Raw genomic sequence first — 25993 nt, 5'->3', positions numbered from 1 at the left:
ACCACGTGAACACGGAGGCAGGCATGCAAGTGCAGGCGAAGCCATACCCGGAGCCGGGCTCGGTGGACGCGGATTGGGCGGTGCGGCGCATGTCGGCGACGGACCTGGACACCGCCCGGGGCATGTTCTTCCTCGGGGTTCTGGAGACGGTGCGCACCGGCGTGGGCGAGGAGGCGCTGGCCAACTGCCGCGCCGTCACCGAGGACCGCCGCTTCGTGGGCTTCTTCAACTACCCGGTGGCCACCTTCCTCAAGCTGTCGCAGGTGGCCGCGCGGGTGCTGTCGCCCCGGTGGGGCGGGTTCGACGAGGCGCTGCGGCAGATGGGGATGCAGGCCACGCGCAGCTTCCTGGAGTCCGCGGTAGGGCGCACGTTCCTGCTCCTGGCCGCGGGCGACCCGCGCAAGCTCGTGACGAACCTGCCGTCCGGCTACCAGATGGCGGTGAGCTACGGGGAGCGCACCGTCGACTGGAAGGGAGACGGGGACGCGCTGCTCACCATGCGGCGCGACTTCATGCCGCCCGCGTACCACGAGGGCGTGCTGCGCGAGGTGCTCACCATGGTGGGCGCGCGCAACCCGAGGGTGCAGGGGCGCAAGCTGGGCCTCCTGGATACCGAATACCGCATCAGCTGGGAGGCGCCCGTCGTGCTGGCGGCGGATCCGGAGCCTCCCAGGGCGCCGCGCTGGCGGCTGTTCCAGTAGGGGGAGGCGCGGCGGGGACCGGGAGTTGGGGCCCGGTCCCCCAGACGCACGGAAGGGCGCGGGGCTTGCGCCCCCGGCGGGAACAGGGCTCTCTTCGCGCCGGGAGGACTTTCCGCGCGTGAGCCGCGATGACAACCAGGAACGGACGGAGCGCTGGCGGCGGCTCCTGTCGGACACCCGCGTGGGCTCGGGCCCGCGCGACGCGCAGGTGGAGGACGCCGCGCACCGGCAGCTCGACGAGCGCAACGACTACTCGCGCGACTACGACCGCATCGTCTTCTCCAGCGAGTTCCGCTGCCTGCACGACAAGACGCAGGTGTTCCCCCTGTCGACCAGCGACTACACGCGCACGCGCCTCACGCACAGCATCGAGGCGTCCTGCGTGGGCCGCTCCCTGGGCCACCAGGCCGGGCTGGGGTTGAAGGCGCAGGGCGTGGACCTGGACCCGTCCCACCTGGGCACCATCGTGGCGGCGGCGTGCCTGGCGCACGACATCGGGAACCCTCCCTTCGGCCACTCCGGCGAGGCGGCCATCCAGCACTGGGTGGGGCAGCGGCTCTCGCCGCCAGGGGAGGGGAGGAGGAGCCCGTTCGCGACGGAAGCGGAGTGGCGCGACCTGCGCGACTTCGAGGGCAACGCGCAGGGCTTCCGCATCCTCAACCGGCTCCAGTCGCGCGAGCGCCGGGGCGGGCTGCGCTACACCGCCGCGATGCTTGGGGCGATGAGCAAGTACCCGCGCCCGTCGGTGCTGCCCGGCTCGCGGCAGAAGACGAAGGGCGTCGTGTCGGAGCGGAAGTTCGGCTACTTCCAGGACGACCTCGACCTGGCGCTGGAGGCCTTCCGCGCCACGGACCTGCGCGAGCGCGAGCCCGGCGTGTTCAGCCGCCACCCGCTGGCCTTCCTCGTCGAGGCGGCGGACGACATCTGCTACGCGGTCATCGACCTGGAGGACTCCGCGAAGCTGGGGCTCGTGCCCCTGGAGCGCGCGTGCGAACTCCTGGATTCGGTCCTGCCGGAGCCGGAGTCCACGGTCCGCAAGCCGCCCCGGCACCTGGAGACGCGCCTGGCGCAGGCGCGGGCCCGGGTGATTGGCAAGCTCATCCCCCAGTGCGTGGAGGCCTTCGTGGAGCACGCGCTCGACCTGGAGGCGGGGCGGACGGAGCAGTCGCTCACCGCGCTCAAGCCCGGCGTGCGCGCGCAGCTGGATGAAATCACCGGCTTCACCCGCGAGCACGGCTACTGGAGCGAGCGCGTGCTCCAGATTGAGAGCGCGGGCTTCAAGACGCTGGGCGGCCTGTTGGACATGTTCGCGCTCTCCGTGGTGGCGGAGTCCCCCAACGCGGAGGAGCGGAAGCTGCGGCAGCTGTTGCCCCTGGAGTGCTTCCAGCGCCCGGAGTTCGCGGCGGCGGATGAAGCGGCGCAGAAGCCGCCCCGGCGCGACGAGGCCATCCAGCGGCTCACGCCGTACCAGCGGCTGTTGTGCGTGACGGACTACATCACCGGCCTGTCGGACAGCCGCGCGGTGGAGCTGTACCAGCGGCTGTCCGGCATCCAGCTCCCTTCCTGACCCGCCGGGCGTCCGGAACGTGCGGCGCAGGCCTCCGGGCGCTACGCTTCAACCCCATGTGTGGCCGAGTCACCGTCCGGACCTCCCCCGCGCAGCTCGTCGCCGAGCTGGAGCTCGCGGGCGCGCGCGCGACGCTGGAGCGCGAGCGCTTCAACCTCTGTCCCACGCAGCTCTTGCCCGTGGTGCCCAATGACGGCGCGCGGCTGCTGGACGTGTTCCGCTGGGGGCTCATCCCGTCCTGGGCGAAGGACGCGTCCATCGGCAACAAGCTCATCAACGCGCGCGGGGAGACCGTGGCGGAGAAGCCCAGCTTCCGCTCGGCGCTGAAGCGCAGGCGGTGCCTGGTGGTGGTGGACGGCTGGTACGAGTGGAAGCAGTCCACGAAGCCCAAGACGCCGTACTTCTTCCACCACCGCGAGGGGAAGCCGCTGGCGCTCGCGGGCCTGTGGGAGGAGTGGACGGCGCCGGACACGGGCGAGGTGCTGCGCACCTGCACCATCATCACCACCGGCCCCAACGCGCTGATGGCGCCCATCCATGACCGGATGCCCGTCATCCTGTCGCCGGAAGGCCAGTCGGTGTGGCTGCGCCCGGAACCCCAGGAGGCGTCCGTGCTCCTGCCGCTGCTCGTCCCCGCGCCGGAAGCGCCGCTGGACGTCTACGAGGTGGCGCGCGGGGTGAACTCACCCGCCAACGACAGTCCGGAGTGCGTGGCCCGCGTCGCGGCCTGAGCTTCAGCCCGCCGTGGGGTTCTCCTCGCCGGGAGGCGGACAGTAGGGCGCGACCGCCTCCTTCAGGACCTCCATGTGCAGGGGCTTGCGGAGCGTCGCGACGACGCCGTCCATCCGCTCCGTCTGGAAGCTGGCGGTGAGCACGAAGACGGGGAGCCCGCACAGCGCCGCGTCGTCGTGCAGCCGTCTCAGGAAGCCGTAGCCGTCCATCACCGGCATCATCAAATCCAGCAGCACGATGCAGGGCTTGCGGCACGAGGCCAGGGCCATCAGCCCCTCCTCGCCATTGGTCGCCGTCACCACGGAGTAGCCTTCGAGCTCGAGGTACCGGGCCATCACTTCCAGCTCCGGTTCATCATCGATGAGGAGGATCAAGGGGGGGGGCGTCGCGTCGGGCACGGCTCTCTCTTCCGTGTGTTCAAAGGAAAGCTAGGTCGCCCGAACGCCGCACTGACCAGGGCCGACCATTGATTCCGGGCGGGCGGTTTCCACCCCGGCCCACGGGGCAGCGGGTCGCCCGGCCGTCTGCCCTGAAACAGTGGCGCGGCGGCCCGGGACACTTCCTGGGTGCTCCGGGAAAAGCCCCCTAGGATTCAGCGCCATGGCCTGCCTCGCGGGACTCGCTGCTCGTGACGTCCAGCCTTTGTATGAACCCGAAGCGAAACATCCCGCCCGGCTCCGTGGCCAGGCAGGCATTCCAACCCCCTGAATCGCCGTCCCCGGAGCTCCGGGGAAGGGCGCGCGCCTGCCCACCTCCACGGTTTTCCGTGGATGACATGGAACTGGCGCCTCGACTGACCTACAGTTCTTGAACGGAGGGGGAAGTTTGCCCGAACTGCCACCCAGCATGATTCCGGCCCTGTTCGAGCACACGCGTGACGGCGTGCTCGTGCTGGACCCGACCCTGCGGGTCGTGGCCGTGAACCGTGCCGCGGAGGCGCTGCTGGGGCGCCGCGACCTGCTGGTGGGGCAGGACGTGCACGGCGTGCTGCCGGGCTGGACGCCCCCCCAGGTCTCTTCCACCCCCGAGGAGACGGAAGTCCCCCTGGGCCCGGTGCGTCCGGTGCGGGTGCTGGCGGTGCCGCAGGACGGCGGCTGGATGCTCCTGGTGCGGGTCATGGACGCGGCCCAGGCGGCCGAGTCCATCCTCCGGCAGCAGAAGGAGTTCTTCGAGGCGGTGGTGCGCCACAGCCCGGTGGCCATCGTCACCATCAGCCGGGCCTTCGAGGTGCTGTCCTGGAACCCCGCCGCGGAGCGGCTCTTCGGCTACACGCCGCAGGAGGCGCTGGGCCGCAACATCCTCAAGCTCGTGGCCAACGCGGACGACATCCGTCCGCAGGCCGAGGAGACGTCGCGCGAGGTGCTGAGCAAGGACCGCGTGCACGTCGTCACCCGGCGCGTGCGCAAGGACGGCACGGTGGTGGACGTGGAGCTGCGCGCGCTGCCGGTGACGGTGGCCGGCCAGTCCATGGGCTTCATCGCCATCTACCACGACGTCACCGACCTCCAGCGGGCGCGCCAGGCCGCCGAGCACGCCAACCAGGCCAAGAGCCTCTTCCTGGCCACCGTGAGCCACGAAATCCGCACGCCGATGAACGCCATCATCGGCATGGCGGGGCTGCTCATGGACACGGCGCTCACGCCCGAGCAGCGCGACTTCGCGTCCACCATCCGCCAGAGCGGCGACGCGCTGTTGGGGCTGCTCAACGACATGCTGGACTTCTCCAAGATAGAAGCCGGCCGGGTCGAGCTGGAGCAGACGCCCTTCAACCTGCGTCAGTGCGTGGAGTCCGTGCTGGATCTGCTCGCCATGCGCGCGAGCGAGAAGTCCCTGGACCTGGGCTACCACGTCACGGACGAGACGCCCATCAGCGTCGTGGGCGACGGCGCGCGGCTGCGGCAGGTGCTGCTCAACCTGGTAGGCAACGCGGTGAAGTTCACCGAGCGCGGCGGGGTGTCCATCTCCGTGGACACGCCTCGCCAGCCGCTGGCGCCGGGCGGCCTCTTCGAATTGCACTTCGCGGTGCAGGACACCGGCCTGGGCATCACCGAGGCCGCGCGCGCGGGCCTCTTCCAGCCCTTCAACCAGCTGGATGAATCCGTGTCGCGCCGCTACGGCGGCACGGGGCTGGGCCTGGCCATCAGCAAGCGGCTGGTGGAGGCCATGGGCGGGCGGCTGTGGATGGAGAGCGAGGGCGTGCCGGGCCGGGGCGCCACGTTCCACTTCACCTTCCAGGCCCGCGAGGCCCCGCGCGGCGCCGAGGCCCTGCGCCCGGACGCGCTGAAGCTGCACGGCCGGCGCGTGCTGGTGGTGGACGACAACGCCATCAACCGCAAGCTGCTGGGCCGCCAGCTGGCCGCGTGGGGGATGGCCATCGTGGAGGTGGGCTCCGGCGCGGAGGCGCTGGCGAAGCTGGAGTCCGGCGCCCGCTTCGACCTGGCCATCCTGGACCACCGCATGCCGGTGATGGACGGCCCCACGCTGGCGGGGCACATCCGCCAGCAGCGCGACGCGCGCGAGCTGCCCCTGCTGCTGCTCACGTCGTTTGATCAGCGCGACGCGCAGCCGCCCGGCCTCTTCACGGCGGTGCTGCCCCGGCCGGTGAAGGCGTCGCAGCTGCACGACGCGCTGATGACGTGCCTGGCCCAGGACCTCATCGCCGCCCGGCCCATGCCGGTGGTGCCCGCGCCCGCCACGCGCGAGCGCTCCGTGTTCAACACGCGCCCCGGCGAGCAGATGCCGCTGCGCATCCTGCTGGTGGAGGACAACCCCACCAACCAGAAGCTGGCGCTGCTGGTCCTGGATCGGCTGGGCTACCCGGCGGATACGGCGAACAACGGCCGCGAGGGGCTGAGCCTCATCGCGCGCAAGCGCTACGACGTCGTGCTGATGGACGTGCAGATGCCGGAGCTGGACGGCCTCCAGGCGACGCGCCAGCTGCGCAGGGACGTGCCCATCAGCGAGCAGCCCTGGGTCATCGCCATGACGGCCAACGCGATGACGGCGGACCGGCGCGAGTGCCTGGACGCGGGCATGGATGACTTCCTCAGCAAGCCCATCCGCGTGGAGGAGCTCATCTCCGCGCTGCGCCGCGCCTGGGAGCGCCTGCCGCGCGAGCCCGGCGCCGCCCCCGTCGTCCGCGCCCCGGAGTCCGCCCGCGTGGGCGCCCCGCGCATCCGGGGGCTGGAGTCAGGCGCGCTGGATCGGCTGTGGCAGTCGCTGGATGGCCAGGTGGAGCGGATGCTCCCGGAGCTGGTGGACACCGCGCTGGAGAGCATGCCCCGGCTGATGGACGACGCGCGGGACGCGCTCGCGCGCGGCGAATTGGAGACCCTGGCGAGGGCCGCCCACACGCTCAAGTCCAACGCGGCCTACTTCGGCGCGGCCACGCTGGAGTCGCTGTGCTGGGACATCGAGCAGCGCGCGGACGCCCGGGTGCTGGAGGGGCTGGAGCCGCTCGTCGCCCACTGCCAGGAGGCGCTGGACGAAAGCCGCCAGCTCCTGGAGCAGCTCAAGGGCATCGTCATCTCCCGCGCCGCGGGGTGACGCCGGCTCAAGCCCGCTGGGGCGCGTTCGGGTCGGTGATGGACAGCGGCTGCCGCTGACCGTCCTTCGCGACCAGGCTGGCGGTGAGGGCGAAGTCCGGCCCCATGCGCAGCTCCAGCGTGGTGGGGCCCGGGTGGGCCACGCGCCAGTCCGGCTCGATGCGCACGGTGCCCAACAGCTCGCGCTCCACGGTGGTGCGGTCCAACGCTTCGAACAGCGCCACCGGCACGGGGCCGGGCCAGGGGGGCAGGTCCAGGTCCACGGAGCGCGTGCCGGGCACGGGCGTGTTGGCGGGGAGCACCTCGTGCTGGCCGCCGCCGGGCACCATGGCGCCAATGGGCATGGGCACCACGTCCGACAGGCCGCTGATGCCGCGCGCCAGGTTGCGCCCCAGGATGGCCGCGCCCACGGCCACGCCCAGCTCCGGGTGGACCTCCTTGTCCGACGACAGCTTCTTGAAGTGGGCCAGGCGCTTGCGGATGGCGGGCATGCGCGTCTGGCCGCCCACCATCACCAGCTCGTCGATGGCGTCCGGCTTCATGCCCGCCTTCTCCAGCACGTCGTCGCACGCGGCGGCGGTGCGCTCGATGAGCTGGAACACCATGGCCTCCATCCGCTCGCGCGTGAGCGTGACGTTGAAGTCCACGAAGGCGCCGTCCTTCTGGGTGATGCAGGGGATGCGGATGGGGACGGAGGGCGCGCTGGAGAGCGCCATCTTCGCGGACTCGGCGGCGAAGACGAGGCGCTGCATGACGACCTTGTTGCCGCGCAGGTCGATGCCGTGCTCCTTCTGGAAGTCGTCCACCAGCGCCTCGACGATGGCCTCGTCGAAGTTGGCGCCGCCCAGGAACGCGTCGCCGCCGGTGGCCAGCACCTTCACCACGCGGTTCTGCACGGACATGAGCGTGACGTCGAAGGTGCCGCCGCCCAGGTCGAACACCATCACCGTCTGCTCGGGGTTGCGCAGGTTGGCGTAGTAGAGCGCCGCGGCGGTGGGCTCGTTGACGATGGCGCGCACGCGCAGGCCCGCCTTCTCCGCGGCGCGGCGGATGGCCTCGCGCTGGCGGATGGTGGCGTGCGCGGGCACGGTGAGCACGCACTCCTTGAACGGCGTCCCGGCCGCGTGCGTGGCCAGCGTGTTGAGGTGCTTGAGGATGAAGTGCGCCACGTCGATGAGCGGCGTCACCTTCCCGTACACCTCCACGGCGGTGTAACCGTCCGGGCCCTCCACCAGCTCGAAGGCGAAGCGGCCCCGGTGGCGGGCCACGTACTCGGACTGGAAGCGGCGGCCCAAAAAGCGCTTGGCGCCGAAGATGGTGTGGCGCGGATCATCGATGATCTGCCGCCGCGCCGCCGGGCCGACGATGGCCTTGTCGCCCGCGTGGAACCACGCGATGGAGGGCAGGGTGAGGGTCTTGTCCGCGATGGGCACCACCCGCAGCTTGTTCGCCTTGTCGAAGAAGGCCGCCGCGGTGTTGGTGGTCCCGAAGTCGATGCCGAGGATGGGGGCGGCGCTGGTGCTCATGGAGGGCCGCCATTCTCGCACGTCCCGCCGCGCCGGGGCACCCGGCACGACGGTTCGCCTGTGCGCGGAGGTCGGTTGAACCCCGCGTGTCAGGGGGCAGGCGGCGCGTTGTAGCCGGCGTCGCCATAGGGCTTCAGGCGCTCCAGCCACATCTCCTCCAGCACCTTCAGCTCCTCCGCGGGCGGCGGGCCGCCGGGCTCCTCGCGGGGCTTGAGCCTGTCCAGCACCTCGAAGGAGAAGGCCGCCTCGCCGTAGCGCTCCCAGTCCGCCTGCAGCGCGGGGACGCGGTGCATGCGCTGGGCGAACTCGAACCGGATGCGGTTGAACATCGCGGTCAGGTTGAGCGCGTGGCCCACGAACAGCTTGCCGTTGGCGTGGCAGCGGATGGCGTAGATGCCCATGGGCACCTCCGCTTCCTTGTAGGCGCGCTTGCGCTCGGAACGGGACGCCCGCGAGTCATCACCAGGCGCCGTCATGCTGACCCCCGAAGCCCAGCGAGACGAGCTTCGCCTCCAGCCGCTCCTTCGCGGCCGTGTCGCGAGGGCGCACCCAGTCGTGGCCCATCCGCGCCCAGTCCGCGTCGCGCGCGTCGATGCCCAGCGACTGGAGGAAGTCGGCCTCGCAGATGAAGCACTGCGTGCGGAAGGGGAAGAGGAAGCCCCCCTGCGCCGCCAGCGAACGGGCGGCCTCTTCGTAGGTGGAGAACCACCGGTTGAGGAACGGGCTCTGGCCCTTCTGGAAGAAGGCGCGCGTGTCCAGCCGTGGCGGGCGGGACTCCAGGGCCTGCTTCAGGTCCGTCCAGGTGACGTGGCCTGCTTCGCGCGCGATGACGGCGAGCCCGTGCTTGTGCTGCACGGTGTCCCGGCGCGACAGCACCTCGCCCAGGGACAGGGCCGCGAAGAAGGGCAGGGTGCGCATCCGCTCCGCGGCGCGCGTGGCGCGGGCGGCGTCGGACGAGTCCAGGTCCTTGAGCAGCAGGGACGCGCGGACCTTGTATTCATGAAGCGTGACGGGGAGGGTGCTGCCGGTTCCCATGACGAATCCTCCGGTGCTGGCCCTCACCCGTTGGGGGACCGTGGAAGGACTTCATCGGGGGTCTGGCGACAGCGGGTGAAGCGAGGGTGACGTCGTCTTTCCGGGCGGCGGGCACCCCTCGGCACCCGTGGGACGAATAGACCAGACCCGTCCCACGGCCGTCAAACGCTCGCTTACGACTCGGACTGTCCGCGCCGCAGGCCCAGGGCCTTCATCTTCTTGTAGAAGTGCCCGCGCTCCAGGTCGAGGATCCGCGCGGCCTCCGTCACGTTGTCATGCGTGTGGGCGAGCACCCGCTGGATGATCTCCCGCTCCGCGTCCTCCACCTGCTCGCGGAAGGTCTGATCCACGCGCGGCCTCCAGCCACCCGGGTTCGACGGAGCGGGCTCCACGGCGGGCGCCGCCTGCGTGACGGCCGCGACGGGCGGAGCATCGCCGCCCACGGTGGGCTCGGGCATCGGGGGCAGGGGACGGCCCCGGGGGAGCAGCTCCAGCGCGTCCGTGCGCGAGACGACCGGGCCTTCACAGAGGATGGCCAGCCGCTCCACCAGGTTGCGCAGCTCACGCACGTTGCCCGGATAGTCGTACGCGCTCATCACCGCGAGCGCGTCCGGCGACAGCGCCAGCGGCCGCCGCCCGTTCTTCGCGCACGCCTCGCGCAGGAACGTGTCGATGAGGTCCGGCAGGTCCTCGCGGCGCTCGCGCAGCGGCGGGGAGTGAATCTGCACGACGTTGATCCGGTAGTAGAGGTCCTCGCGGAAGCGCCCCGCGGCGATCTCCTTCTCCAGATTCTTGTTCGTCGCGGCGATGACGCGCACGTCCACCTTCAGCGTCTCCGCGCCGCCCACGCGCTCCAGCTCTCCCTCCTGGAGCACGCGCAAGAGCTTCGACTGCATGGCGGCCGGCATGTCGCCAATCTCGTCCAGGAAGAGGGTGCCCTCGTGCGCCAGCTCGAACTTGCCGCGCCGCACGCTCACCGCGCCGGTGAAGGCGCCCTTCTCATGGCCGAACAGCTCGCTCTCGATGAGGTCGTGCGGCACCGCGGCGCAGTTGAGCTTCACGAACGGCCCGCTCTTGCGCTTGGAGTTCTGGTGCAGCGCCCGGGCAATCAGCTCCTTGCCGGTGCCGTTCTCACCGGTAATCAGCACGCGCCCCTCGCTGGGCGCTGTTCGCTGGATGAGGGAGAAGATGCGCTGCATGGCCGGCCCGCCGCCCACCATGTCGAAGCGGCCCAGCTGCGCGCGCAGCTCCTGCAGCTCCTCCATCGCCGCCTGGTGCTTGAGGGCGTTGCGCAGCGCCACCAGCAGCCTGTCCCGCGCCAGCGGCTTCTCCAGGAAGTCGCGCGCCCCCAGCTGCGTCGCCTTCACCGCCGTGTCGATGGTGCCGTGCCCCGACATCATGATGACGGGCAGGTCCGGCTTGAGCGCCGTGAGCCGCGCCAGCACCGTGAGGCCGTCCATGTCCGGCATCTTCACGTCCATCAGGACGGCATCCACCGGCCGCGCGCTCACCACGTCCAGCGCCACCTGCCCGCTGCTGGCCAGCTCGGTGCGGTAGCCGGCCAGCTGCAGCGACTGGCTCAGGGTGAGGAGGATGTTCTTTTCGTCGTCAACGATGAGGACCGCGGCGGGCATGGGCAAACCGCTCACACTCTCACGGAAATAATCGGGGCTTCAAGGGTCTCGTGCTGCCCGAAGGGATGGGGAAAAGACAAATCTTTTGACTCTCCCCGGCGGGTCCGACTAGACGCGACAGCCTTGGCCCGCCCCCTGTGGGCCTCTCTTTTCCCGTGGTTGCTGTCGGAGGAATGATGCGCCGGATTTCGCTTTGGGCCGGGTTGGCCCTCGCCGTGGCCGTGATGACCGGGTGCCCGCCCACCTACCCCAAATGCAACAACGACGAGCAGTGCCAGGAGAAGGGCGAGGTCTGCGTCCAGGGCCAGTGCCAGGAGTGCGCGACGGACGCGAACTGCCGCGAGGGCTTCACCTGCCAGGCCAACAAGTGCGCCCCCAAGCCGCCGGAGTGCACCACGGACGCGGCCTGTGGCTCCGGCCGCATCTGCGAGGCCGGCAAGTGCGCCGAGGCCCAGTGCAAGGACGACTCCGCGTGCAACGGTGGCAAGTGCCAGGCCGGCCGCTGCCAGGCCCCCAAGGACACCTGCTCCGCCAGCACCGACTGCGGTGAGGGCCAGGAGTGCCAGTCCGGCAAGTGCGTGACGGCGGACGCCAGCTCCAAGTGCGACTACTCGCCGGTGCGCTTCGGCTTCAACGAGTCCACCCTGGACTCCAGCGCGCAGGGGCGCCTGGGTGAGCTGGCGGCCTGCATCAAGGCCAGCCAGGGCAAGATCACCCTGGGCGGCCACGCGGACGAGCGCGGCACGGAGGAGTACAACCTCCAGCTGTCCAACCGCCGCGCCGCGGCCGTGAAGCGCTACCTGGTCGACCTGGGCGTGCCGTCCAACCGGCTGACCACGGTGGGCTATGGTGAGACCCGCCCGGTGTCCAGCGCGGGCACCGAAGAGGGCTGGGCGGAGAACCGCCGCGTGGAGTTCCAGCGCTAGTTCTGGGGTAGGCTCTGGCGCGAATGGCCGCCCTAGAGTCGGAAACGCGTCAGTCCTACCTTGTCTTCGCGTGTGGAAGCAGTTGGTACGCGGTGCCCGCGGAAGCCGCGGCGGAGGTCGTCACCTTCCCCGAGCTGACGCGGGTACCGGGTTCCCCGCCCCACCTGCTGGGTGTGTTCGCGCACCGGGGTGAAGTCATCCCCGTCGTGGACATGAGCCTGCTGGTGGGCGGGGTGTCCGCCGGGTCCCGCCGCGCCGTCCTGGTGCGCCTGTCCCGAGGGACGCTGGCGCTCACGGCCAGCAGCGTCGCCGGCGTGTCCGCGCTGATGGGACCGCTGGAGCCCCTGGGCCCCTCGGGCGTGCACGTCCACCTGCGCGGCCCCGTGAAGAGCGGCTCGCGCGACGTGGCCGTCATCGACCCGGAAGGCCTCTTCGACCACCTGAGCCAGGGCGGCTGAGGCCCATGCCTGCCGCGGGCCGGGTCGAGGGGACGCTCCTGTGCCACGTGGGGCCGCACCGCATCGCCTTCGAGGCGGGCGAGGTGGCCTCCATCGCCGCGCCCGACACGGGCACCGTGTCCGCCCACCGGGCCTTCCAGGGTGACGGCGGCGCCCAGCGCGTGCTGGTGACGTCCACCGGGGAAACGGTGGGCGTGGACGGGCTGGAGATCGACTCGGAGGTGCTGTCCGTGCTGCCGCCCTCGCCGCTGGTGGCGGGCGCGTCCGGGGGCAGCCTGCGGGGCTTCGTCATCACTCGCGGCGTGCTCTGGCCGCTGTTGCGGCTGGAGGCCTTCCAGCACTACCTGCGCGGCCTGGACGGGGTGGGCCCATGATGGCGCCGCCGGAGCTGCGCGCGTTGGGCCGCTGGACGACGCGCCCCCGCATCCCGGGCAGCTGTCTGGGCGTGGGGGTCGCGTTCCTCCACGTCCACCTGTCGCACACGATTCCGGAGGCCGGGCGCACGCCGCTGACGTGGCTGATGCTGACCGCGCTGGTGCTCTTCATCAGCGTGGGGTTCGCGCGCGACGCGCGGGCGCTGCGCACGCTCTTCGCGCTGGGGGACGGCCGGCTGCCCGCCACGTCGGAGCACCTGCTGGTGGCGGTCCAGGAGGTGGCGGCCATCCCCGGCCGCAGCTTCTGGTTCGTGATGCAGGGCTGGCTGGGTGGCACGCTGACGGTGGCGCTGACCTTCCCGTGGCTGGCGGGCGTGCCGTGGACGGAGTCGCTGCGGCTGACGGCGCTGGGGATGTCCATTGGTCCGCTGAGCGCCATGCTCGTGTACCTGATGGTGGTGCGCCGCTCGCGGGCCACGCTGGACCGGCTGGTGTCGCTGGGGCCGTCTCCGCTGGAGGTGCTGGCCGCGCTGCCGCCCCGGCGCATGCACATCCGCCGCCGGCTGGTGATGTTCACCGCCATCGCGGTGTTGAGCCCGTCGCTCTTCATCCTGGACGTGGCCTTCTCGCGCACCGCCACGGTGGTGGACGCGTGGACCCAGGCCACCACGCCCCAGGAGCGCGCGGCGGTGATGGAGCGCGTGCGCGAGGGCGGGGGGCCGCCCCTGGGGCTCATCGCGGGGCTCGTCACGCTGTTGATTCTTGGCACCGCGGCGCTCGCGGGCACGGCGCTTTCGGAGCCCCTGCGCGCCATCACCGAGGACGCGACGCGCATCGCGCGCGGTGAGGTGCGGCCCCCGCGCGTCATCCACGCCGAGGACGAGGTGTGGGCCACCTCCGCGGCCTTCACCCAGATGCAGGTGCAGCTGGTGCAGGCGCTGTCGCAGCTCAAGCGGGCGGGCATTCAAATCTCCTCCACCACCGAGCAGCTGGTGGCCACCAGCACGGAGCAGGAGGTGGGCGCGGACGAGCAGGCCGGGGCGCTCAACGCCACCAGCGCCACCACGGAGGAGCTGGCCCGGTCCGCGCAACAGATCGCCGACAACGCGGAGTCCGTGTCCGCCATCGCGGAGACGACCTTCGGCGCGGCGCAGTCCGGCCAGCGCGGCGCCACCGCCTTCCTGGGCGCCATGCAGCGCATGAAGGAGGACAACGAGGCCATCGCGGAGGCGGTGGTGCGCCTCAACAAGCGCGTGCAGCAGATTGGCAAGGTCGTCGAGTTCATCAACGAGATCGCCGACAAGTCCGACCTGCTGGCGCTCAATGCCGAGCTGGAGGGCACCAAGGCGGGCGAGGTGGGGCGGGGCTTCTCGCTGGTGGCGGCGGAGATGCGGCGGCTGGCGGAGAACGTCATCCGCTCCACGAAGGAGATTGAAGGCCTCATCGGGGAGATCCGCGACGCGACGAACGGCGCGGTGATGGCCACGGAGGCGGGCCTGAAGACGACGGACCAGGGCACGCTCTTGGCGGCGCAGGTGGACGACAGCCTGAGCCTCATCCTGGAGCTGGCGCGGCAGACGTCGCACGCGGTGCGCAGCATCTCCCTGGCGACGCTGCAGCAGCAGACGGGCACGGATCAGCTGGCGGCGGCCATGGGGGACATCCTGCGCGTCACGGAGCAGAACGCCGCGGCCACCAAGCAGATGGTGGCGGCCAACGCGGACCTGTCCACCCTGGCGGCGGACCTGCAGCACGTGGTGCAGCGCTTCCACGTGGAGGCTCCCCCCGGCGGGGACGGCACCGGCACGCCTGGCGCGACGGGAGGGGCGTGACATGGCCTTCGCTCCGCACCCGGGCTCCCAGCGGGCCTCCTTCAGCCAGCAGCTGATGTTCCCCGTGCCGCTGGCGAACCTGGTGGGCTCCACGCTGGGGCTGCACTTCGCGTCGCTCGTGGTGAGCGGTGAGCAGGAGCTGCCGCTGGGCCGGCTCGTCACCCTGGTGGTGGGCGTGAGCGCGCTGCACATGCTCCTGGGCGTGGGCGTGTCGCTGCGCCGCTTCCCCCGGCTGCGGGCCCTGGAGCGCGGCGTGTTGCCGCCCACGCCCGAGCACCTGGCGGCGGCGGTGGGCGAGGTGTCGCGCGCGCCGGGCGAGGCGTTCTTCCGCTCGCTGGGGTTGTGGGCGCTGACGACGGGCGTGGTGGCGGCGGCGCTGGGGTCGGTGATGGGCCAGCCGGTGGAGCTGACCCTGAGGATCGCCGGGCTGGGCGCGCTGTTCGGCCCGCTCACGTCGCTGCTCGTGTACGGGCTGGTCACGCTGCGGGCGCGGCGGGGCGTGCTGTGGGTGGCGGAGCAGGGGCTGACGCACGCGCAGGTCATCGCCGCGCTGCCCCGGCGCTCGCGCATCCGCGCGCGGCTGGTGGCCTTCACCGCCATCTGCGTCATCACGCCCGCGGTGATGTGCGCGCAGGTCGTCACCGCGCTGATGAACGGGTTCTTCCACCGGTTGCAGACGGGCAGCCCGGACGCGCGGGGCGTGTTGATGGACGCGTTCACGTCCAGCGCGCTGTTGTGCGTCGTGGTGTTCGGCCTGGCGCTGGCCACGGCGTACCTGGGCGGCACGCTGCTGGGGCGGCCCATGCGGGAGCTGTCCGGCGAGGCGCGCCGCATCGCCGCGGGGGACCTGGCCAGCCCCCGGCTGGTGCCCGCGGAGGACGAGGTGTGGGCGGTGTCCGCGGCCTTCACCACGATGCGCACGCACCTGGCGGACGTGCTCGCGGAGTTGCAGCGCGCGGGCGCTCAAATCTCGGCCACCACGGAGGAGATTCTCAGCACGTCCGGGCGCTACGAGGAGGGCGCGGCGGAGCAGGCCAGCAGCCTGGATGAGACGAGCGCCACCACGGAGGAGCTGGCGCGCTCGGCGAAGCAGATCGCCGAGAACGCGAGCTCGGTGGCGGAGATCGCCCAGCGCACGCTGGCGGCGGCCCAGGGCGGACAGCGCAGCGCGGAGTCCTTCCTGGAGGCCATGGCGCGGATGCGTCAGGACAACCAGGCCATCGGCTCGGCGGTGGTGCGGCTGGACAAGCGCGTGCAGCAGATTGGCAAGATCGTCGAGTTCATCAACGGCGTCGCGGACAAGTCCGACCTGCTGGCGCTCAACGCGGAGCTGGAGGGCACGAAGGCCGGTGAGGTGGGGCGGGGCTTCTCGCTGGTGGCGGCGGAGATGCGCCGGCTGGCGGAGAACGTGCTGGAGTCCACGAAGGAGATTGAAGGGCTCATCGAGGAGGTGCGCGAGGCCTCCGCCGCGGCGGTGACGGTGACGGGCGGCGGCGTGCGCGCGGTGGAGTCGGGGACGGCCCTGGCGGAGCAGGTGTCCCAGTCGCTCGGGCAGATCGTCAACCTGGCGGGGCAGACGTCGGACGCGGTGCGGATCATCTCCCGGTCCACGCAGCAGCAGCAGGCGGGCACGGATCAGCTCGCGGAGACGATGGCGGACATCCTGCGCATCACCCAGCAGAGCCTCAACGCGACGAAGCAGGTGGGCGCGGCGAACGGGGACCTGTTGGGATTGGCGCAGGACCTGCGTGGCGTGGTGGAGCGCTTCCAGATCCACCAGGCGACCCTGCGCAAGGGGGGCGGCGGGTGAACCCCAGCGAACGGCTCCTCAAGCAGTTCCGGGACCTGGTCACGGTCCGCCTGGAGCGCATCAACCGCGCCCTGATGGAGCTGGAGTCCGGGGGCAACCTGGAGGCCGGGCAGCGCGTCCTGCGTGAGCTGCACGGGCTCAAGGGCGAGGCCCGGATGATGGGCTTTGGCGAAATCAACACGCTCGCGCACGAGATGGAGGAGCTGGTCCGGTGCGCGGAGCCCCAGCGCTACCGGCTGTCATCGGAGTCCACCGACGCGCTGTTGGCGACTGCGGACACGGTGCTCGCGCTGTCGGGCGCGCTCCAGGCGGGAGAGCCGCTGCTGGCGGTGGAGACGCTGGTGGCGACGCTGCGGCAGCAGGTGCTGGTGGAGTCCGCGCGGCCGGCGGGCGCTGCCCGTCCAGAGGAGGGAGGCCGGCCGGCGAAGGGGGAGGGGGCCTCGCCCCTCCTCGTGGCGGAGCGTCGGGAGCCCTCCGCGGCCGTGGTGGTCCCCGCGCACTGGGGAGCACCGCCGGCCGCCGCATCGCAGCTCCTCGCGGCGGCGCTCCGGCCGGAGCCCTCTGGAGGCGCGACGGGACCGCATGGCGAGGCGCCTGTTTCAGGCAGTCCGAGCGGAACTGGCCAGCCGGTTCATCCAAGCCACGGCGCTGGACCGGGCGGAGCCGCGCCGGGCTCGCACGGTCCGCACCCGGGAGGCTCGGGCCATTCGCACCTCGTTGCGGCTGCTCCCGCTGGTACGGGGACGCATCCGGGCAGCGCCGCCGGAAGCCCGACGAACCCCTCGGTGTCCCCCGCCGCGCGCTCGCGTCCGGCCGCTACGTCGAAGCACGCGACCGGCACGGTGCGCACCGGTGACGTCCGCATGGACACGGCCGTGCGCATCGGCGTGGCCAGCCTGGACATGCTCACCAGCGCGGTCACCAACCTGGGCCAGGTGGCCCGCCGCCGCGAGCTGGCCACCGCGCGCCGCCTGGAGCTCGTGCGCGAGCTGAGCGAGCTGGCCCGCGCCGCCGAGAACCTGGGCCCCGCGGGCGTCGCGCTCGCCGAGCGCCTGGGCCGCGCCAAGGAGCTGGCCGCCACCCTGCACCGCGAGGCCAAGCTGCTCGCCAACGCGGAGCTGCGCGACCTGGATCAGGTGTCGGAGGAGATCCAGGGCCTGCGGATGCTGCCCCTCTCCGTCCTCTTCGAACCCTACCCCCGCATGGTCCGCGACCTGGCGCGGGACCTGGGCAAGGAGGTGGAGCTCGTCGTGGACGGCGAGGACACCCGCGCGGACCGCTCCGTCGTGGAAGCCCTGCGCGAACCGCTCATGCACCTGGTCCGCAACGCGCTGGACCACGGCCTGGAGACGCGCGTGGACCGCGTCGCCTCCGGCAAGCACCCCCGGGGCTGCCTCACCCTGCGCGCCGCCCGCGAGGGCAGCCGCATCATCCTGCGCGTGGAGGACGACGGCGCGGGCATGGACCCGGCGCTCCTGCGGCGCGTGGCCGTGCGCCGGGGCGTGCTGGACGAGCCCGCCGCCAACGCCCTGTCCGACGCCGCCGCGCGCGAGCTCGTCTTCCTGCCCGGCTTCACCTCGCGCGAGGTGGTCACCGACCTGTCAGGTCGGGGTGTCGGGCTGGATGCGGTGCGTACGTCCCTCCAGGCCCTGGGCGGCGACGTGGGCGTGGAGTCCGCGCCCGGCTGGGGCACCATCTTCACCCTGCGCGTCCCGGTGTCCCTCACCGTCGCGCCCCTGCTCTTCGTCCAGATCTCCGGCGAGACGCTCGCCCTGAGCGCCGTCCACGTCTCCCGCGCCCTCAAGGTGGACGCCTCCGAGGTGGGTGAGGTCGCCGGACGTCCCACCCTCCGGATGGAGGGCCGCGTGCTGCCCTTCGCCTCGCTCGCGTCCCTCCTGGGCCATGGCTCCGAGCGCCCGGCCAGGGAAGGCGAGCTGGTGCTGGTGGTGAAGGGCCAGGGCATGGAGGCCGCACTGGCGGTGGACCGCGTCCTGGAGGAGCGCGTCCAGGCCATCCTTCCCCTGAAGGGCATCCTCTCGCGCTTCACGCACCTCACCGGGGCCACCTCGCTCGCGGACGGCCGGCTGGCCATGGTGCTGTCCGCGGCCGCGCTGGCGGCGGGCGTGCACGGCACCGCGCCCCTGAAGCTCGCCCGGCCGCCGGTGCGGACGCCCGCGCCACGCCGGCGGCGGATCCTCGTGGTGGACGACTCGCCCCTCACCCGCGAGCTGGTGGCCAACCTGCTGGAGGCGGTGGGGTACGACACCCTCCGGGCGGCGGACGGCCCCTCGGCGCTGGAGCAGCTGGGGCAGGAAGGGCCCCCGGTGGAGCTGGTCGTCACCGACCTGGAGATGCCGGAGATGGACGGCGTGGAGCTCACCCGGCACCTGAAGACCGACCCGGCCCGGAAAGGCCTGCCCGTCGTCATCCTCACCACCCGGGGAGGGGAGCTGGACCGGGCGCGTGGGCTGGCGGCCGGGGCGGACGGCTACATCACCAAGGGCGACCTCGTCCGGCAGGATCTGGTGGACGTCGTGGGGCGGCTCCTGGCCTGAACAGCCTGGAGCGGCCGGCAGACGCCCGGGCCCTTCGCATTGCTATACTCCCGCGGCGCGTACGGGGTATTGAACGGACATGGGCAAGAAAGTGACGGTGCTGGTGGTGGATGACTCGGTCATCTGCCGTCAGCTCATCAGCGCGGCGTTGAGCGACGACCCGGACATCCAGGTCATCGGCACCGCCGCGAACGGCCAGGAGGCCGTCGCCCTCACGAAGGAGCTGCGCCCCCACGTCATCACCATGGACGTGGACATGCCCGTCATGGACGGGCTCACGGCCGTGGAGCACATCATGGCCGAGTGCCCCACGCCCATCCTGGTGCTGACGGGAGACCCGCGCTCGCAGGCCCCCGCGCTGACGTACCGCGCGCTGGAGCTGGGCGCGCTGGCGCTGCAAATCAAGCCCGCCATCGACGCGGTGCCGGAGGCGTGGAACCTCACCAAGGAGGTGAAGCTCATCTCCTCCGTGCGCGTCATCCGCCACGTGCGCGGCCAGAAGCGCGGCGCGCCGGGGACGCCGCACACGCCCGTGCCGGCGCTGCCCCCAACCTCCATGGGCATCGTCGCGGTGGCCGCCAGCACGGGCGGCCCGCAGGTGCTCTACCGGATGCTGTCGGAGCTGCCGGCGGACTTCCCGGCCCCCATCGTCATCGTCCAGCACATCAACGCCGCCTTCTCCGAATCGCTGGCCAGCTGGCTCGCCAACGCGAGCAAGCTGAAGGTGCGCCTGGCCATGGACGGCGACACGCTGACGCCGGGGCTGGTGCTGGTGGCGCCGCCGGACCAGCACCTGGTGGTGCCCGTGCGCGGCCGCGTGGCGCTCAAGCCCGGCGTGGAGCGCGATGGCCACATGCCCAGCGGCACGGTGCTGCTGGAGAGCGTGGCCAAGACCTACGGCCGGCGCGCGGTGGGCGTGGTGCTCACCGGCATGGGCGCGGACGGGGCGGACGGGCTGCTGGCCATCAAGCAGTCCGGCGGGCTGGCGCTGGCGCAGAACGAGGAGTCCTGCGTCGTCTTCGGCATGCCGGGCGCCGCGGTGGAGCGCAAGGCGGTGGACCACCTCATCCACGGCGATGACGTCGCGGCCACCCTGGCGCGGCTGGCGCGCGGAGAGTCGCTGGCCGCCAGCCGCTGACCTTCGCTCGCCATGACGTCCTCCTCCGAGCGCTGGACTCCCGTCCACGCCTGGCTCCAGGCGCATACGGGCATGGCGCTGAGCGGGGCCCAGCGGCGGCGGCTGGACGCGCGGCTGGACGCGCTGGGGCACGGCGGGAACGCGACGCGGCTGGTGGCGCACCTGCGCACCCCGGCGGGCGCGGCGGACCTGGCGCGGCTGGTGGACGCGGTGGCGGTGCACACGTCGGAGCTGTTCCGGGACGAGGTGCAGCTGTCCGCCTTCCGCGAGCACGTGCTGTCGCCCCGCGTGCAGCGCTCGAGGACGCCGCTGCGCGTGTGGAGCGCGGGCTGCGCGGCGGGGGAGGAGGTCGCCACGTTGCTGCTCCTGATGGCGCAGGAGGGCGCGGACCCCGCCAGCCGCGTGCTGGGCACGGACATCTCCGAACAGGTCCTCACCCGGGCGCGCGAGCAGAGCTTCCCGGCGGATGCGCTCCGGCGCGTGCCGGAGGCCGCCCGCGCGCGCTACTTCGAGCCGAAGGGCCGGCGCCACGCGCTGGTGGCGTCGCTGCGCGCGCAGGCGGAGTTCCGGCGCCACAACCTGATGGAGGCCCCCTACCCGGAGGCCTCCGGGGGCGGCGGCTTCGACATCATCTTCTGCCGCAACGTCCTCATCTACTTCACGCCGGACGCCTTCCAGCGCACGGTGCGAGACCTGACCGGGCGGCTCGCGCCCGGCGGCGTGCTGGTGCTGTCCGCCGCGGAGCCCCTGCTCCAGGTCCCTCCGGAGCTGCGGCTCCTGCCCAGCGAGCACGCGTTCTTCTACGTGCGCGAGGACGCCACGCCCGTGGAGCCGGCCCGGCCGAAGCGGGACTCCGGACGGTTCGCGGCCATCGCCACGCCGAAGCCGGAGCCAGCCCCGCCCCCGGTTCCAGACGAGGCCGCGATGGCGCAGGCGGACTGGCTCTTCTCGTGCGTGCTGGACGGCGCCTCCACGGGCGTCCCGGATGAGCAGTCCGAGCGCGACCTGCGCCGGTGCCTGGACCTGGATCCGGACCACGTCGCCGCGCGCTACCTGTTGGGGCTGCTCCTGGAGCAGTGCGGTCAGCCCGGCGCGGCCCTGGAGGCGTACCGGCGGGCCCTCAGGGCGGTGGACTCGGGGCGGGCGCGGCCGGTGCCCTTCTTCCTCAACCCGCCCCGGCTCCGGGTGGCCTGCGCCCGGGCCGTGGAGCGGCTGGAGGCGGACGCGGCGCGCTGAAGGGCAGGGGGGCGGCCGGGCCTGATGCAAACAGAAGCGGCGCGCGGGGCACTTTGGACCTAGGATGCCCGGCCCATGCGCAGGCTCGTGCTCTTCGCCCTGTTGACCGCCGCAGCTCCCGGCTGTTTCTACCCCGCCGACCGCGGCCGTGCCCTCGAAGCCAAGGTGGACCGGCTGGGCGCGGACAACGCGAAACTGGCCGCGGAGCTGAAGGAGGCGCGCGACCAGCTCGCCGTCACCCAGCCGAAGCTGGATGAGAAGATCGCCCAGGTGACCCAGGCCCTGCAGAGCCTGGACACCGCCGCGCGCCGCAAGGACGCGGACATCGGCGTGCAGTTCCAGAAGACGGTGGAGGACCTGGCGCAGCTTCGCGGCCAGGTGGAGACCTACCTCTACAAGATTGGTGAGCTGGAGGCCGCGCTCGGCAAGAGCACGGAGGAGACCAACCAGCGGCTGCTGGCGCTCCAGGGCGCGGAGGCGGTGAAGGAGGCCGAGGCCAGGAAGAAGGCCGAGGAGCTCCAGCGCCCCACGACCGCGAAGGACTTCATCGCGCTGGCGCAGGACAAGGCGAAGGCCGGAGACACGCTGGTCGCGCGCCAGCTCTACAACGAGTTCGTGAAGAAGTGGCCCAAGGACGCGCTCGTGGGCGAGGCGCACTTCGGCCTGGGCGAGACGTACTTCACCGAGTCCAAGTGCCGCGAGGCCCTCTTCGAGTACGGCAAGGTGGTGCAGGACCACGCGAAGACGGCGTCCGCGCCCGAGGCCTACCTGCGCTCCTCCGACTGCTTCCAGAAGCTGAAGATGAAGGAGGAGTCGAAGCTGGCGCTGGAGGAGCTGGTGAAGAGCTACCCCAAGTCGGACGCGGCCAAGACGGCGAAGACGAAGCTGGCGGAACTGGACAAGAAGGCCGCCCCTGCCCCCGCGCCGAAGAAGGCGAAGAAGTGATGGCCCTGCGCGCTCCGAAGCTCGCCGCCCTGGCGCTGCTCCTGCTGCTGCCGCTCATCGCGGGGGCCGCGCCCAAGAAGCTCGTGCTGCTCTTCACCGGAGACAACGGGGGCGAAGTCGCCCCCTGTGGTTGACGCCACAACCCGTCTGGCGGTCTGGCCAGACGAAAGACGGTCCTGACGCAGGAGCGCGCGAAGGGCGTGCCGGTGCTCGCACTGGACGCTGGCAACGCGCTCTTCAAGACCCTGGCGGATGGCCAGGACTCTTCGGCGAAGCCTCGCGCGGAGCTCGTCCTGGAGCAGCTGGAGGCGCAGGGCTACACGGCCATGGCCGTGGGCCAGCGCGACCTCGTGCTGGGCGTGGACTTCCTGAAGAAGAAGACGAAGGGCGCGAAGCTGAAGCTGCTGTCCGCGAACCTCGTGGACGCGAAGGGGCAGCCGCTCTTCCCCGCGTCGGTGGTGACGATGGTGGGCGGGCTGAAGGTGGGCATCATGGGTGTGTCCCCGGCGTCCGGGGATGGCGCCGCCGTGCTGCCCCAGGGCATCCGGGGCCTGCCGGTGGGCCCGGCGGTGAGCGCGGAGGTCAAGCGCCTGCGCCAGAAGGAGCAGGTGTCGCTGGTGGTGCTGCTGGCGGCGGTGCCCTACGTGGAGGCCGTGAAGCTGGCCCAGGGCGCGGAGGGCGTGGACTTCGTGGTGCAGTCGCACGACGGCCGGGGCGTGGGCATGGCGCAGCGCCAGGGCGTGTCCACGCTGGTGCCGCCCGGTGAGCGCGGCCGCCAGGTCGCGAAGCTGGAGCTGTCCGTGGAGGGCACCGGTCCCTTCGCGGACCTGTCCGAGGCGAACCGCGCCCGCGACAGCCAGCGCATGGTGGAGGCGAACATCACGCGGGTCCAGGAGCGCCTGAAGACGGAGAAGAACGAGGACACGCGCCGCTCGCTCCAGGAGACGCTGACCTCCTTCGAAGCGCGGCGCGACGCCCTGGCCCGCACGGCGGAGGCGCAGGGCCCGGCGACAGGGCGCACGTATCTGCTCACGTACCTGCAACTGGGCGCGGACGTGGCGTCGGATGCGGCCGTGCAGAAGCAGGTGGAGCGCGTCGAGCCGCCCGGCTCCGCGGGTCACTGAGCTTCAGATTCCAGCCCTGCTGGAGAGCAGGCAACCCTGGCGTCATGGAACGCATGGCAGGTCGGGGTTTGACGGAATAGTGTCGTCCGCAGGTTTCAAGGCCACCCCCATGCTGCTCGCACGCCGGGCAGCAGGCCACGCGTGATCGACATTCGGCGGCACCCCTCCCGAGGGCCTCGCGTCCGTTGTCCGGGCGTCCCTCCGGGCCCTGTCGCGTCCTGAGTCCGGAGTCAAAGCGATGAGCAGCAGCGGTGATGTGTCGAAGCGGATCGCGAATCTGTCTCCGGAGAAGCGCGCGGAGCTGCTCAAGAAGATGGCCGCGCAGAAGCAGGCGGGGGGCGCTCCCGCGCGCGCGGCCTTCCCGCTGAGGGACAAATCCCAGCCGGCGGAGCTGTCCTTCGCGCAGCAGCGGCTGTGGTTCATGGATCAGCTGGCGCCGGGCAGCCCGCTCTACAACGTGCCCGTGGCGGTGCGGCTGGAGGGCGCGCTGGACGTGGCGGTGCTGGAGCGCTCGCTGCGCGAGGTGGTGCGGCGGCACGAAGCGCTGCGCACGACCTTCCAGGGCGGGGAGAGCGGGCCGGTGCAGCACTTCGCGGACGCGCCCGTGCTGGAGCTGGAGCGCGCGGACGTGAGCGGGCTCGCGGCGGAGGCGCGCGAAGCGGAGGCCTGGCGCCGGGTGCGGGAGGGCGCGCTGCGTCCCTTCGACCTCGCCACGGGCCCGCTGATGCGCGCGCTGCTGGTGGAGCTGGGAGACGCGGACCACCTGATGCTGGTGGTGATGCACCACATCGTGTCGGACGGGTGGTCGCTGGGCGTGCTCGTGCGCGAGGTGGCGGTGCTCTACGCCATGTTCCTGCAGGGGCAGCCGTCCCCACTGCCGGAGCTGGCCGTGCAGTACGCGGACTACGCGGCCTGGCAGCGGGAGACGTTGCAGGGCCCAGCGCTGGAGCGGCAGCTGGCGTACTGGCGCGAGCAGCTGTCGGGCGCGCCGCCCGCGCTGGAGCTGACGACGGACAAGCCCCGGCCCGCGGCGCGCGGCTTCCGGGGCGCGCGCACGCCCATCCAGTGGCCGCGTGAAATGACGGACGCGCTCCGGACGCTGGCGCAGCAGGAGGGCGCCACGCTGTTCATGGTGCTGCTGGCCGGGTGGCAGTCGCTGCTGTCGCGCTACTCCGGGCAGGACGACGTGAGCGTGGGCTCTCCCATGGCGGGCCGGACCCGCTCGGAGCTCGAAGGCCTCATCGGCATGTTCGTCAACACGCTGGTGCTGCGCGCGCGCTTCACGCCGGAGCTGACGTTCCAGGGACTGGTGCGTCAGCTGCGCGAGACCATGGTGGGCGCGACGGACCACCAGGACCTGCCCTTCGAGCGGCTGGTGGAGGCACTCCAGCCGGAGCGCGACTCGGGGCGCACGCCGTTCTTCCAGGTGATGTTCGCGCTGCAGAACGCGCCGCGAGGCCCGGTGGCCGTGCAGGGCCTGAAGTTGAACGCGATGGAGGTGGACACCCGGACCGCCAAGTTCGACCTGCTCCTCCAGCTGACGGAGGCGGACGGGAGCCTGAGCGGCTACGTGGAATACGACACGGACCTCTTCCACGCGGCCACCGTCGCGCGGATGGTGGAGCACCTGCGCGGCCTGCTGGAGTCCGCGGTGGCCCGGCCCACGAGCCCCGTGGCCCGCCTGCCCCTGGTGAAGGACGCCGAGCGGCGGCTGCTGGTGGAGGACTGGAACCGGACGCAGGCCGCGTATCCGCGCGAGCGACCGGTGCACGCGCTCTTCGCGGAGCAGGCGCGCACGACGCCGGACCGGGTGGCGGTGGTGCAGGGCGCGGATGGCCAGACGCTGACGTACGGCGAGCTGGACGCGAAGGCGAACCAGCTGGCGCACCACCTGCGGGGCCTGGGCGTGAAGCGCGGCACGCGCGTGGGCGTGTACGTGGATCGCTCGTGGGAGATGGTGGTCGGGCTGCTCGGCATCCTCAAGGCCGGCGGCGCGTACGTCCCGGTGGACCGCAACTACCCGGCGGAGCGCATCGCGCTGCTGCTGGGGGACGCGGGCGTCGAGGTGACGCTGACGCAGCAGCACCTGCTGGAGAAGCTGCCGGTGGGAGCGGGGACGTCGCTCTGCGTGGACACGGCGTGGGAGTCCATCCGCCGCGAACCGGAGACGGCACCGGACGTGGAGGTGGGCGGAGAAGACCTCGCGTACATCATCTTCACGTCGGGAAGCACGGGCCGGCCGAAGGGCGTGTGCGTACCCCACCGGGGCATCACCCGCCTGGTGCTGGGCAACGGCTTCATGCGCTTCGGGCCTGATGTCGTCTGGTCGCAGACGGGGCCGGTGGCCTTCGACGCGTCGACGCTGGAGCTGTGGGGCGCGCTGCTGCACGGAGCGAAGCTGGTGCTGGCGCCGCCGCACGCACTGACGCTGGAGGAGCTAGGCGCGCTGGTGAAGCGGGAGCACATCAGCGCCCTGTGGTTGACGACCGCACTGTATGAGCAGATGGCGCTGCACCAGCCGGAGGCCCTGGCGGGCGTGTCGCAGGTGCTGACGGGCGGTGACGTGATGCCGCTCCAGCGTGCGCGGGAGCACCTGGCACGGCTGCCGGAAGGCGCGGTGCTGGTGAACGCGTACGGCCCCACGGAGAACACCACGTTCTCCACCACGAACACGCTGACGGGCCGGACGGAGCTCGACGGCGCGGTGTCCATCGGCAAGCCGATTGGAAACTCCACGGCGTACGTGCTGGACGCGAATGGGGACGTGGCCGGAGTGGGCGTGCCCGGAGAGCTGTACGTGGGCGGCGAAGGGCTCGCGTGGGGTTACCTCAGCCGCGCGGACCTGACGGCGGAGC

The 25993-nt window shown here is 71.9% G+C and carries 21 protein-coding genes; 16 read left to right on the top strand and 5 right to left on the bottom strand.

Annotated features, from left to right (window positions below; all coding sequences use genetic code 11):
• Window positions 1–23 precede the first annotated feature (23 nt).
• The 3 genes from D7X55_RS04830 (at window position 24) to D7X55_RS04820 (ending at window position 2999) form a co-directional block, all read left to right on the top strand.
• A complete protein-coding gene (locus D7X55_RS04830) occupies window positions 24–701 on the top strand; it encodes a DUF2378 family protein (protein ID WP_121722363.1) in 678 nt (225 codons plus the stop codon).
• Between the two features lie 118 nt (window positions 702–819).
• Complete coding sequence (gene dgt, locus D7X55_RS04825) at window positions 820–2268, top strand: dGTP triphosphohydrolase (RefSeq protein WP_121722362.1); 1449 nt, start codon at window positions 820–822, stop codon at window positions 2266–2268.
• A 56-nt stretch (window positions 2269–2324) separates the two neighbouring features.
• Complete coding sequence (locus D7X55_RS04820) at window positions 2325–2999, top strand: SOS response-associated peptidase (protein ID WP_121722361.1); 675 nt, start codon at window positions 2325–2327, stop codon at window positions 2997–2999.
• A gap of 3 nt (window positions 3000–3002) precedes the next feature.
• On the opposite strand, the gene D7X55_RS04815 is transcribed toward D7X55_RS04820, so the two are convergent.
• Window positions 3003–3398 (bottom strand): two-component system response regulator, encoded by a 396-nt coding sequence (locus tag D7X55_RS04815; protein ID WP_233609588.1) that lies wholly within the window; start codon window positions 3396–3398, stop codon window positions 3003–3005.
• Window positions 3399–3846: 448 nt separating this feature from the next.
• Between D7X55_RS04815 and D7X55_RS04810 the strand changes: the two genes are divergently transcribed.
• On the top strand, window positions 3847–6546 hold the full coding sequence (locus D7X55_RS04810; protein WP_233609587.1) for a PAS domain-containing hybrid sensor histidine kinase/response regulator: 2700 nt from the start codon (window positions 3847–3849) through the stop codon (window positions 6544–6546).
• A gap of 7 nt (window positions 6547–6553) precedes the next feature.
• Here the strand turns inward: D7X55_RS04810 and D7X55_RS04805 are convergent, their stop codons facing one another.
• The 4 genes from D7X55_RS04805 to D7X55_RS04795 form a co-directional block, all read right to left on the bottom strand.
• Complete coding sequence (locus tag D7X55_RS04805) at window positions 6554–8071, bottom strand: Hsp70 family protein (protein ID WP_120549610.1); 1518 nt, start codon at window positions 8069–8071, stop codon at window positions 6554–6556.
• Between the two features lie 89 nt (window positions 8072–8160).
• Entirely contained in the window at window positions 8161–8547 is a 387-nt protein-coding gene (locus D7X55_RS44075) for a GIY-YIG nuclease family protein (protein WP_167510860.1), read from the bottom strand.
• Entirely contained in the window at window positions 8531–9106 is a 576-nt protein-coding gene (locus D7X55_RS44070) for a hypothetical protein (RefSeq protein WP_167510861.1), read from the bottom strand. Before D7X55_RS44070 ends, D7X55_RS44075 begins: the two co-directional genes overlap by 17 nt.
• Window positions 9107–9279: 173 nt before the next feature.
• Window positions 9280–10740 (bottom strand): sigma-54 dependent transcriptional regulator, encoded by a 1461-nt coding sequence (locus D7X55_RS04795; RefSeq protein WP_121722372.1) that lies wholly within the window; start codon window positions 10738–10740, stop codon window positions 9280–9282.
• 176 nt (window positions 10741–10916) lie between these two features.
• Here D7X55_RS04795 and D7X55_RS04790 point away from each other — a divergent pair, with 176 nt between their 5' ends.
• The 12 genes from D7X55_RS04790 to D7X55_RS04740 all read left to right on the top strand — a co-directional run.
• On the top strand, window positions 10917–11666 hold the full coding sequence (locus D7X55_RS04790) for an OmpA family protein (RefSeq protein ID WP_120549611.1): 750 nt from the start codon (window positions 10917–10919) through the stop codon (window positions 11664–11666).
• 23 nt (window positions 11667–11689) lie between these two features.
• Window positions 11690–12124 carry a chemotaxis protein CheW gene (locus D7X55_RS04785; protein WP_120549612.1) on the top strand — a complete coding sequence of 145 codons (435 nt, stop codon included), beginning with the start codon at window positions 11690–11692 and terminating at the stop codon, window positions 12122–12124.
• A 5-nt stretch (window positions 12125–12129) separates the two neighbouring features.
• The gene (locus tag D7X55_RS04780) at window positions 12130–12498 is read left to right on the top strand and encodes a protein CrdC (protein ID WP_120549613.1); all 369 of its coding nucleotides are present in this window, start codon (window positions 12130–12132) and stop codon (window positions 12496–12498) included.
• On the top strand, window positions 12495–14330 hold the full coding sequence (locus D7X55_RS04775) for a methyl-accepting chemotaxis protein (RefSeq protein WP_120549614.1): 1836 nt from the start codon (window positions 12495–12497) through the stop codon (window positions 14328–14330). Before D7X55_RS04780 ends, D7X55_RS04775 begins: the two co-directional genes overlap by 4 nt.
• Window position 14331: 1 nt before the next feature.
• Window positions 14332–16140: a methyl-accepting chemotaxis protein gene (locus D7X55_RS04770; RefSeq protein WP_121722360.1), complete on the top strand. Its 1809-nt coding sequence runs from the start codon at window positions 14332–14334 to the stop codon at window positions 16138–16140.
• Complete coding sequence (locus D7X55_RS04765; protein WP_121722359.1) at window positions 16137–18695, top strand: response regulator; 2559 nt, start codon at window positions 16137–16139, stop codon at window positions 18693–18695. Before D7X55_RS04770 ends, D7X55_RS04765 begins: the two co-directional genes overlap by 4 nt.
• Before the next feature lie 79 nt (window positions 18696–18774).
• Entirely contained in the window at window positions 18775–19833 is a 1059-nt protein-coding gene (gene cheB, locus D7X55_RS04760) for a chemotaxis-specific protein-glutamate methyltransferase CheB (protein ID WP_120549617.1), read from the top strand.
• Between the two features lie 12 nt (window positions 19834–19845).
• Window positions 19846–21069, top strand: a complete 1224-nt coding sequence (locus tag D7X55_RS04755; RefSeq protein ID WP_121722358.1) for a protein-glutamate O-methyltransferase CheR — start codon at window positions 19846–19848, stop codon at window positions 21067–21069.
• Between the two features lie 75 nt (window positions 21070–21144).
• Window positions 21145–22014: a tetratricopeptide repeat protein gene (locus D7X55_RS04750; protein WP_121722357.1), complete on the top strand. Its 870-nt coding sequence runs from the start codon at window positions 21145–21147 to the stop codon at window positions 22012–22014.
• Window positions 22014–22148 (top strand): hypothetical protein, encoded by a 135-nt coding sequence (locus tag D7X55_RS45300; RefSeq protein WP_255424948.1) that lies wholly within the window; start codon window positions 22014–22016, stop codon window positions 22146–22148. The genes D7X55_RS04750 and D7X55_RS45300 overlap by 1 nt, the downstream gene beginning before the upstream one ends.
• A 66-nt stretch (window positions 22149–22214) precedes the next feature.
• The gene (locus D7X55_RS04745; protein WP_199746862.1) at window positions 22215–23138 is read left to right on the top strand and encodes a 5'-nucleotidase; all 924 of its coding nucleotides are present in this window, start codon (window positions 22215–22217) and stop codon (window positions 23136–23138) included.
• Window positions 23139–23376: 238 nt separating this feature from the next.
• A partial coding sequence (locus D7X55_RS04740) for a condensation domain-containing protein (protein WP_147470027.1) occupies window positions 23377–25993 on the top strand: 2617 nt, incomplete at its 3' end.

Source organism: Corallococcus sp. AB049A (assembly GCF_003668885.1).
In the GTDB taxonomy this organism is placed as follows: Bacteria; Myxococcota; Myxococcia; order Myxococcales; family Myxococcaceae; genus Corallococcus; species Corallococcus interemptor.
This window is presented reverse-complemented; position numbering and strand designations above follow the sequence as displayed.

Excerpts from the sequence above, each read along its gene's own strand:
- D7X55_RS04830 (WP_121722363.1), top strand. The coding sequence starts at position 24 with ATGCAAGTGCAGGCGAAGCCATACCCGGAGCCGGGCTCGGTGGACGCG.
- D7X55_RS04820 (WP_121722361.1), top strand. The coding sequence starts at position 2,325 with ATGTGTGGCCGAGTCACCGTCCGGACCTCCCCCGCGCAGCTCGTCGCC.
- D7X55_RS04810 (WP_233609587.1), top strand. The coding sequence starts at position 3,847 with ATGATTCCGGCCCTGTTCGAGCACACGCGTGACGGCGTGCTCGTGCTG.
- D7X55_RS04805 (WP_120549610.1), bottom strand. The coding sequence starts at position 8,071 with ATGAGCACCAGCGCCGCCCCCATCCTCGGCATCGACTTCGGGACCACC.
- D7X55_RS44075 (WP_167510860.1), bottom strand. The coding sequence starts at position 8,547 with ATGACGGCGCCTGGTGATGACTCGCGGGCGTCCCGTTCCGAGCGCAAG.
- D7X55_RS44070 (WP_167510861.1), bottom strand. The coding sequence starts at position 9,106 with ATGGGAACCGGCAGCACCCTCCCCGTCACGCTTCATGAATACAAGGTC.
- D7X55_RS04795 (WP_121722372.1), bottom strand. The coding sequence starts at position 10,740 with ATGCCCGCCGCGGTCCTCATCGTTGACGACGAAAAGAACATCCTCCTC.
- D7X55_RS04790 (WP_120549611.1), top strand. The coding sequence starts at position 10,917 with ATGCGCCGGATTTCGCTTTGGGCCGGGTTGGCCCTCGCCGTGGCCGTG.
- D7X55_RS04785 (WP_120549612.1), top strand. The coding sequence starts at position 11,690 with ATGGCCGCCCTAGAGTCGGAAACGCGTCAGTCCTACCTTGTCTTCGCG.
- D7X55_RS04780 (WP_120549613.1), top strand. The coding sequence starts at position 12,130 with ATGCCTGCCGCGGGCCGGGTCGAGGGGACGCTCCTGTGCCACGTGGGG.
- D7X55_RS04775 (WP_120549614.1), top strand. The coding sequence starts at position 12,495 with ATGATGGCGCCGCCGGAGCTGCGCGCGTTGGGCCGCTGGACGACGCGC.
- D7X55_RS04770 (WP_121722360.1), top strand. The coding sequence starts at position 14,332 with ATGGCCTTCGCTCCGCACCCGGGCTCCCAGCGGGCCTCCTTCAGCCAG.
- cheB (WP_120549617.1), top strand. The coding sequence starts at position 18,775 with ATGGGCAAGAAAGTGACGGTGCTGGTGGTGGATGACTCGGTCATCTGC.
- D7X55_RS04755 (WP_121722358.1), top strand. The coding sequence starts at position 19,846 with ATGACGTCCTCCTCCGAGCGCTGGACTCCCGTCCACGCCTGGCTCCAG.
- D7X55_RS04750 (WP_121722357.1), top strand. The coding sequence starts at position 21,145 with ATGCGCAGGCTCGTGCTCTTCGCCCTGTTGACCGCCGCAGCTCCCGGC.
- D7X55_RS45300 (WP_255424948.1), top strand. The coding sequence starts at position 22,014 with ATGGCCCTGCGCGCTCCGAAGCTCGCCGCCCTGGCGCTGCTCCTGCTG.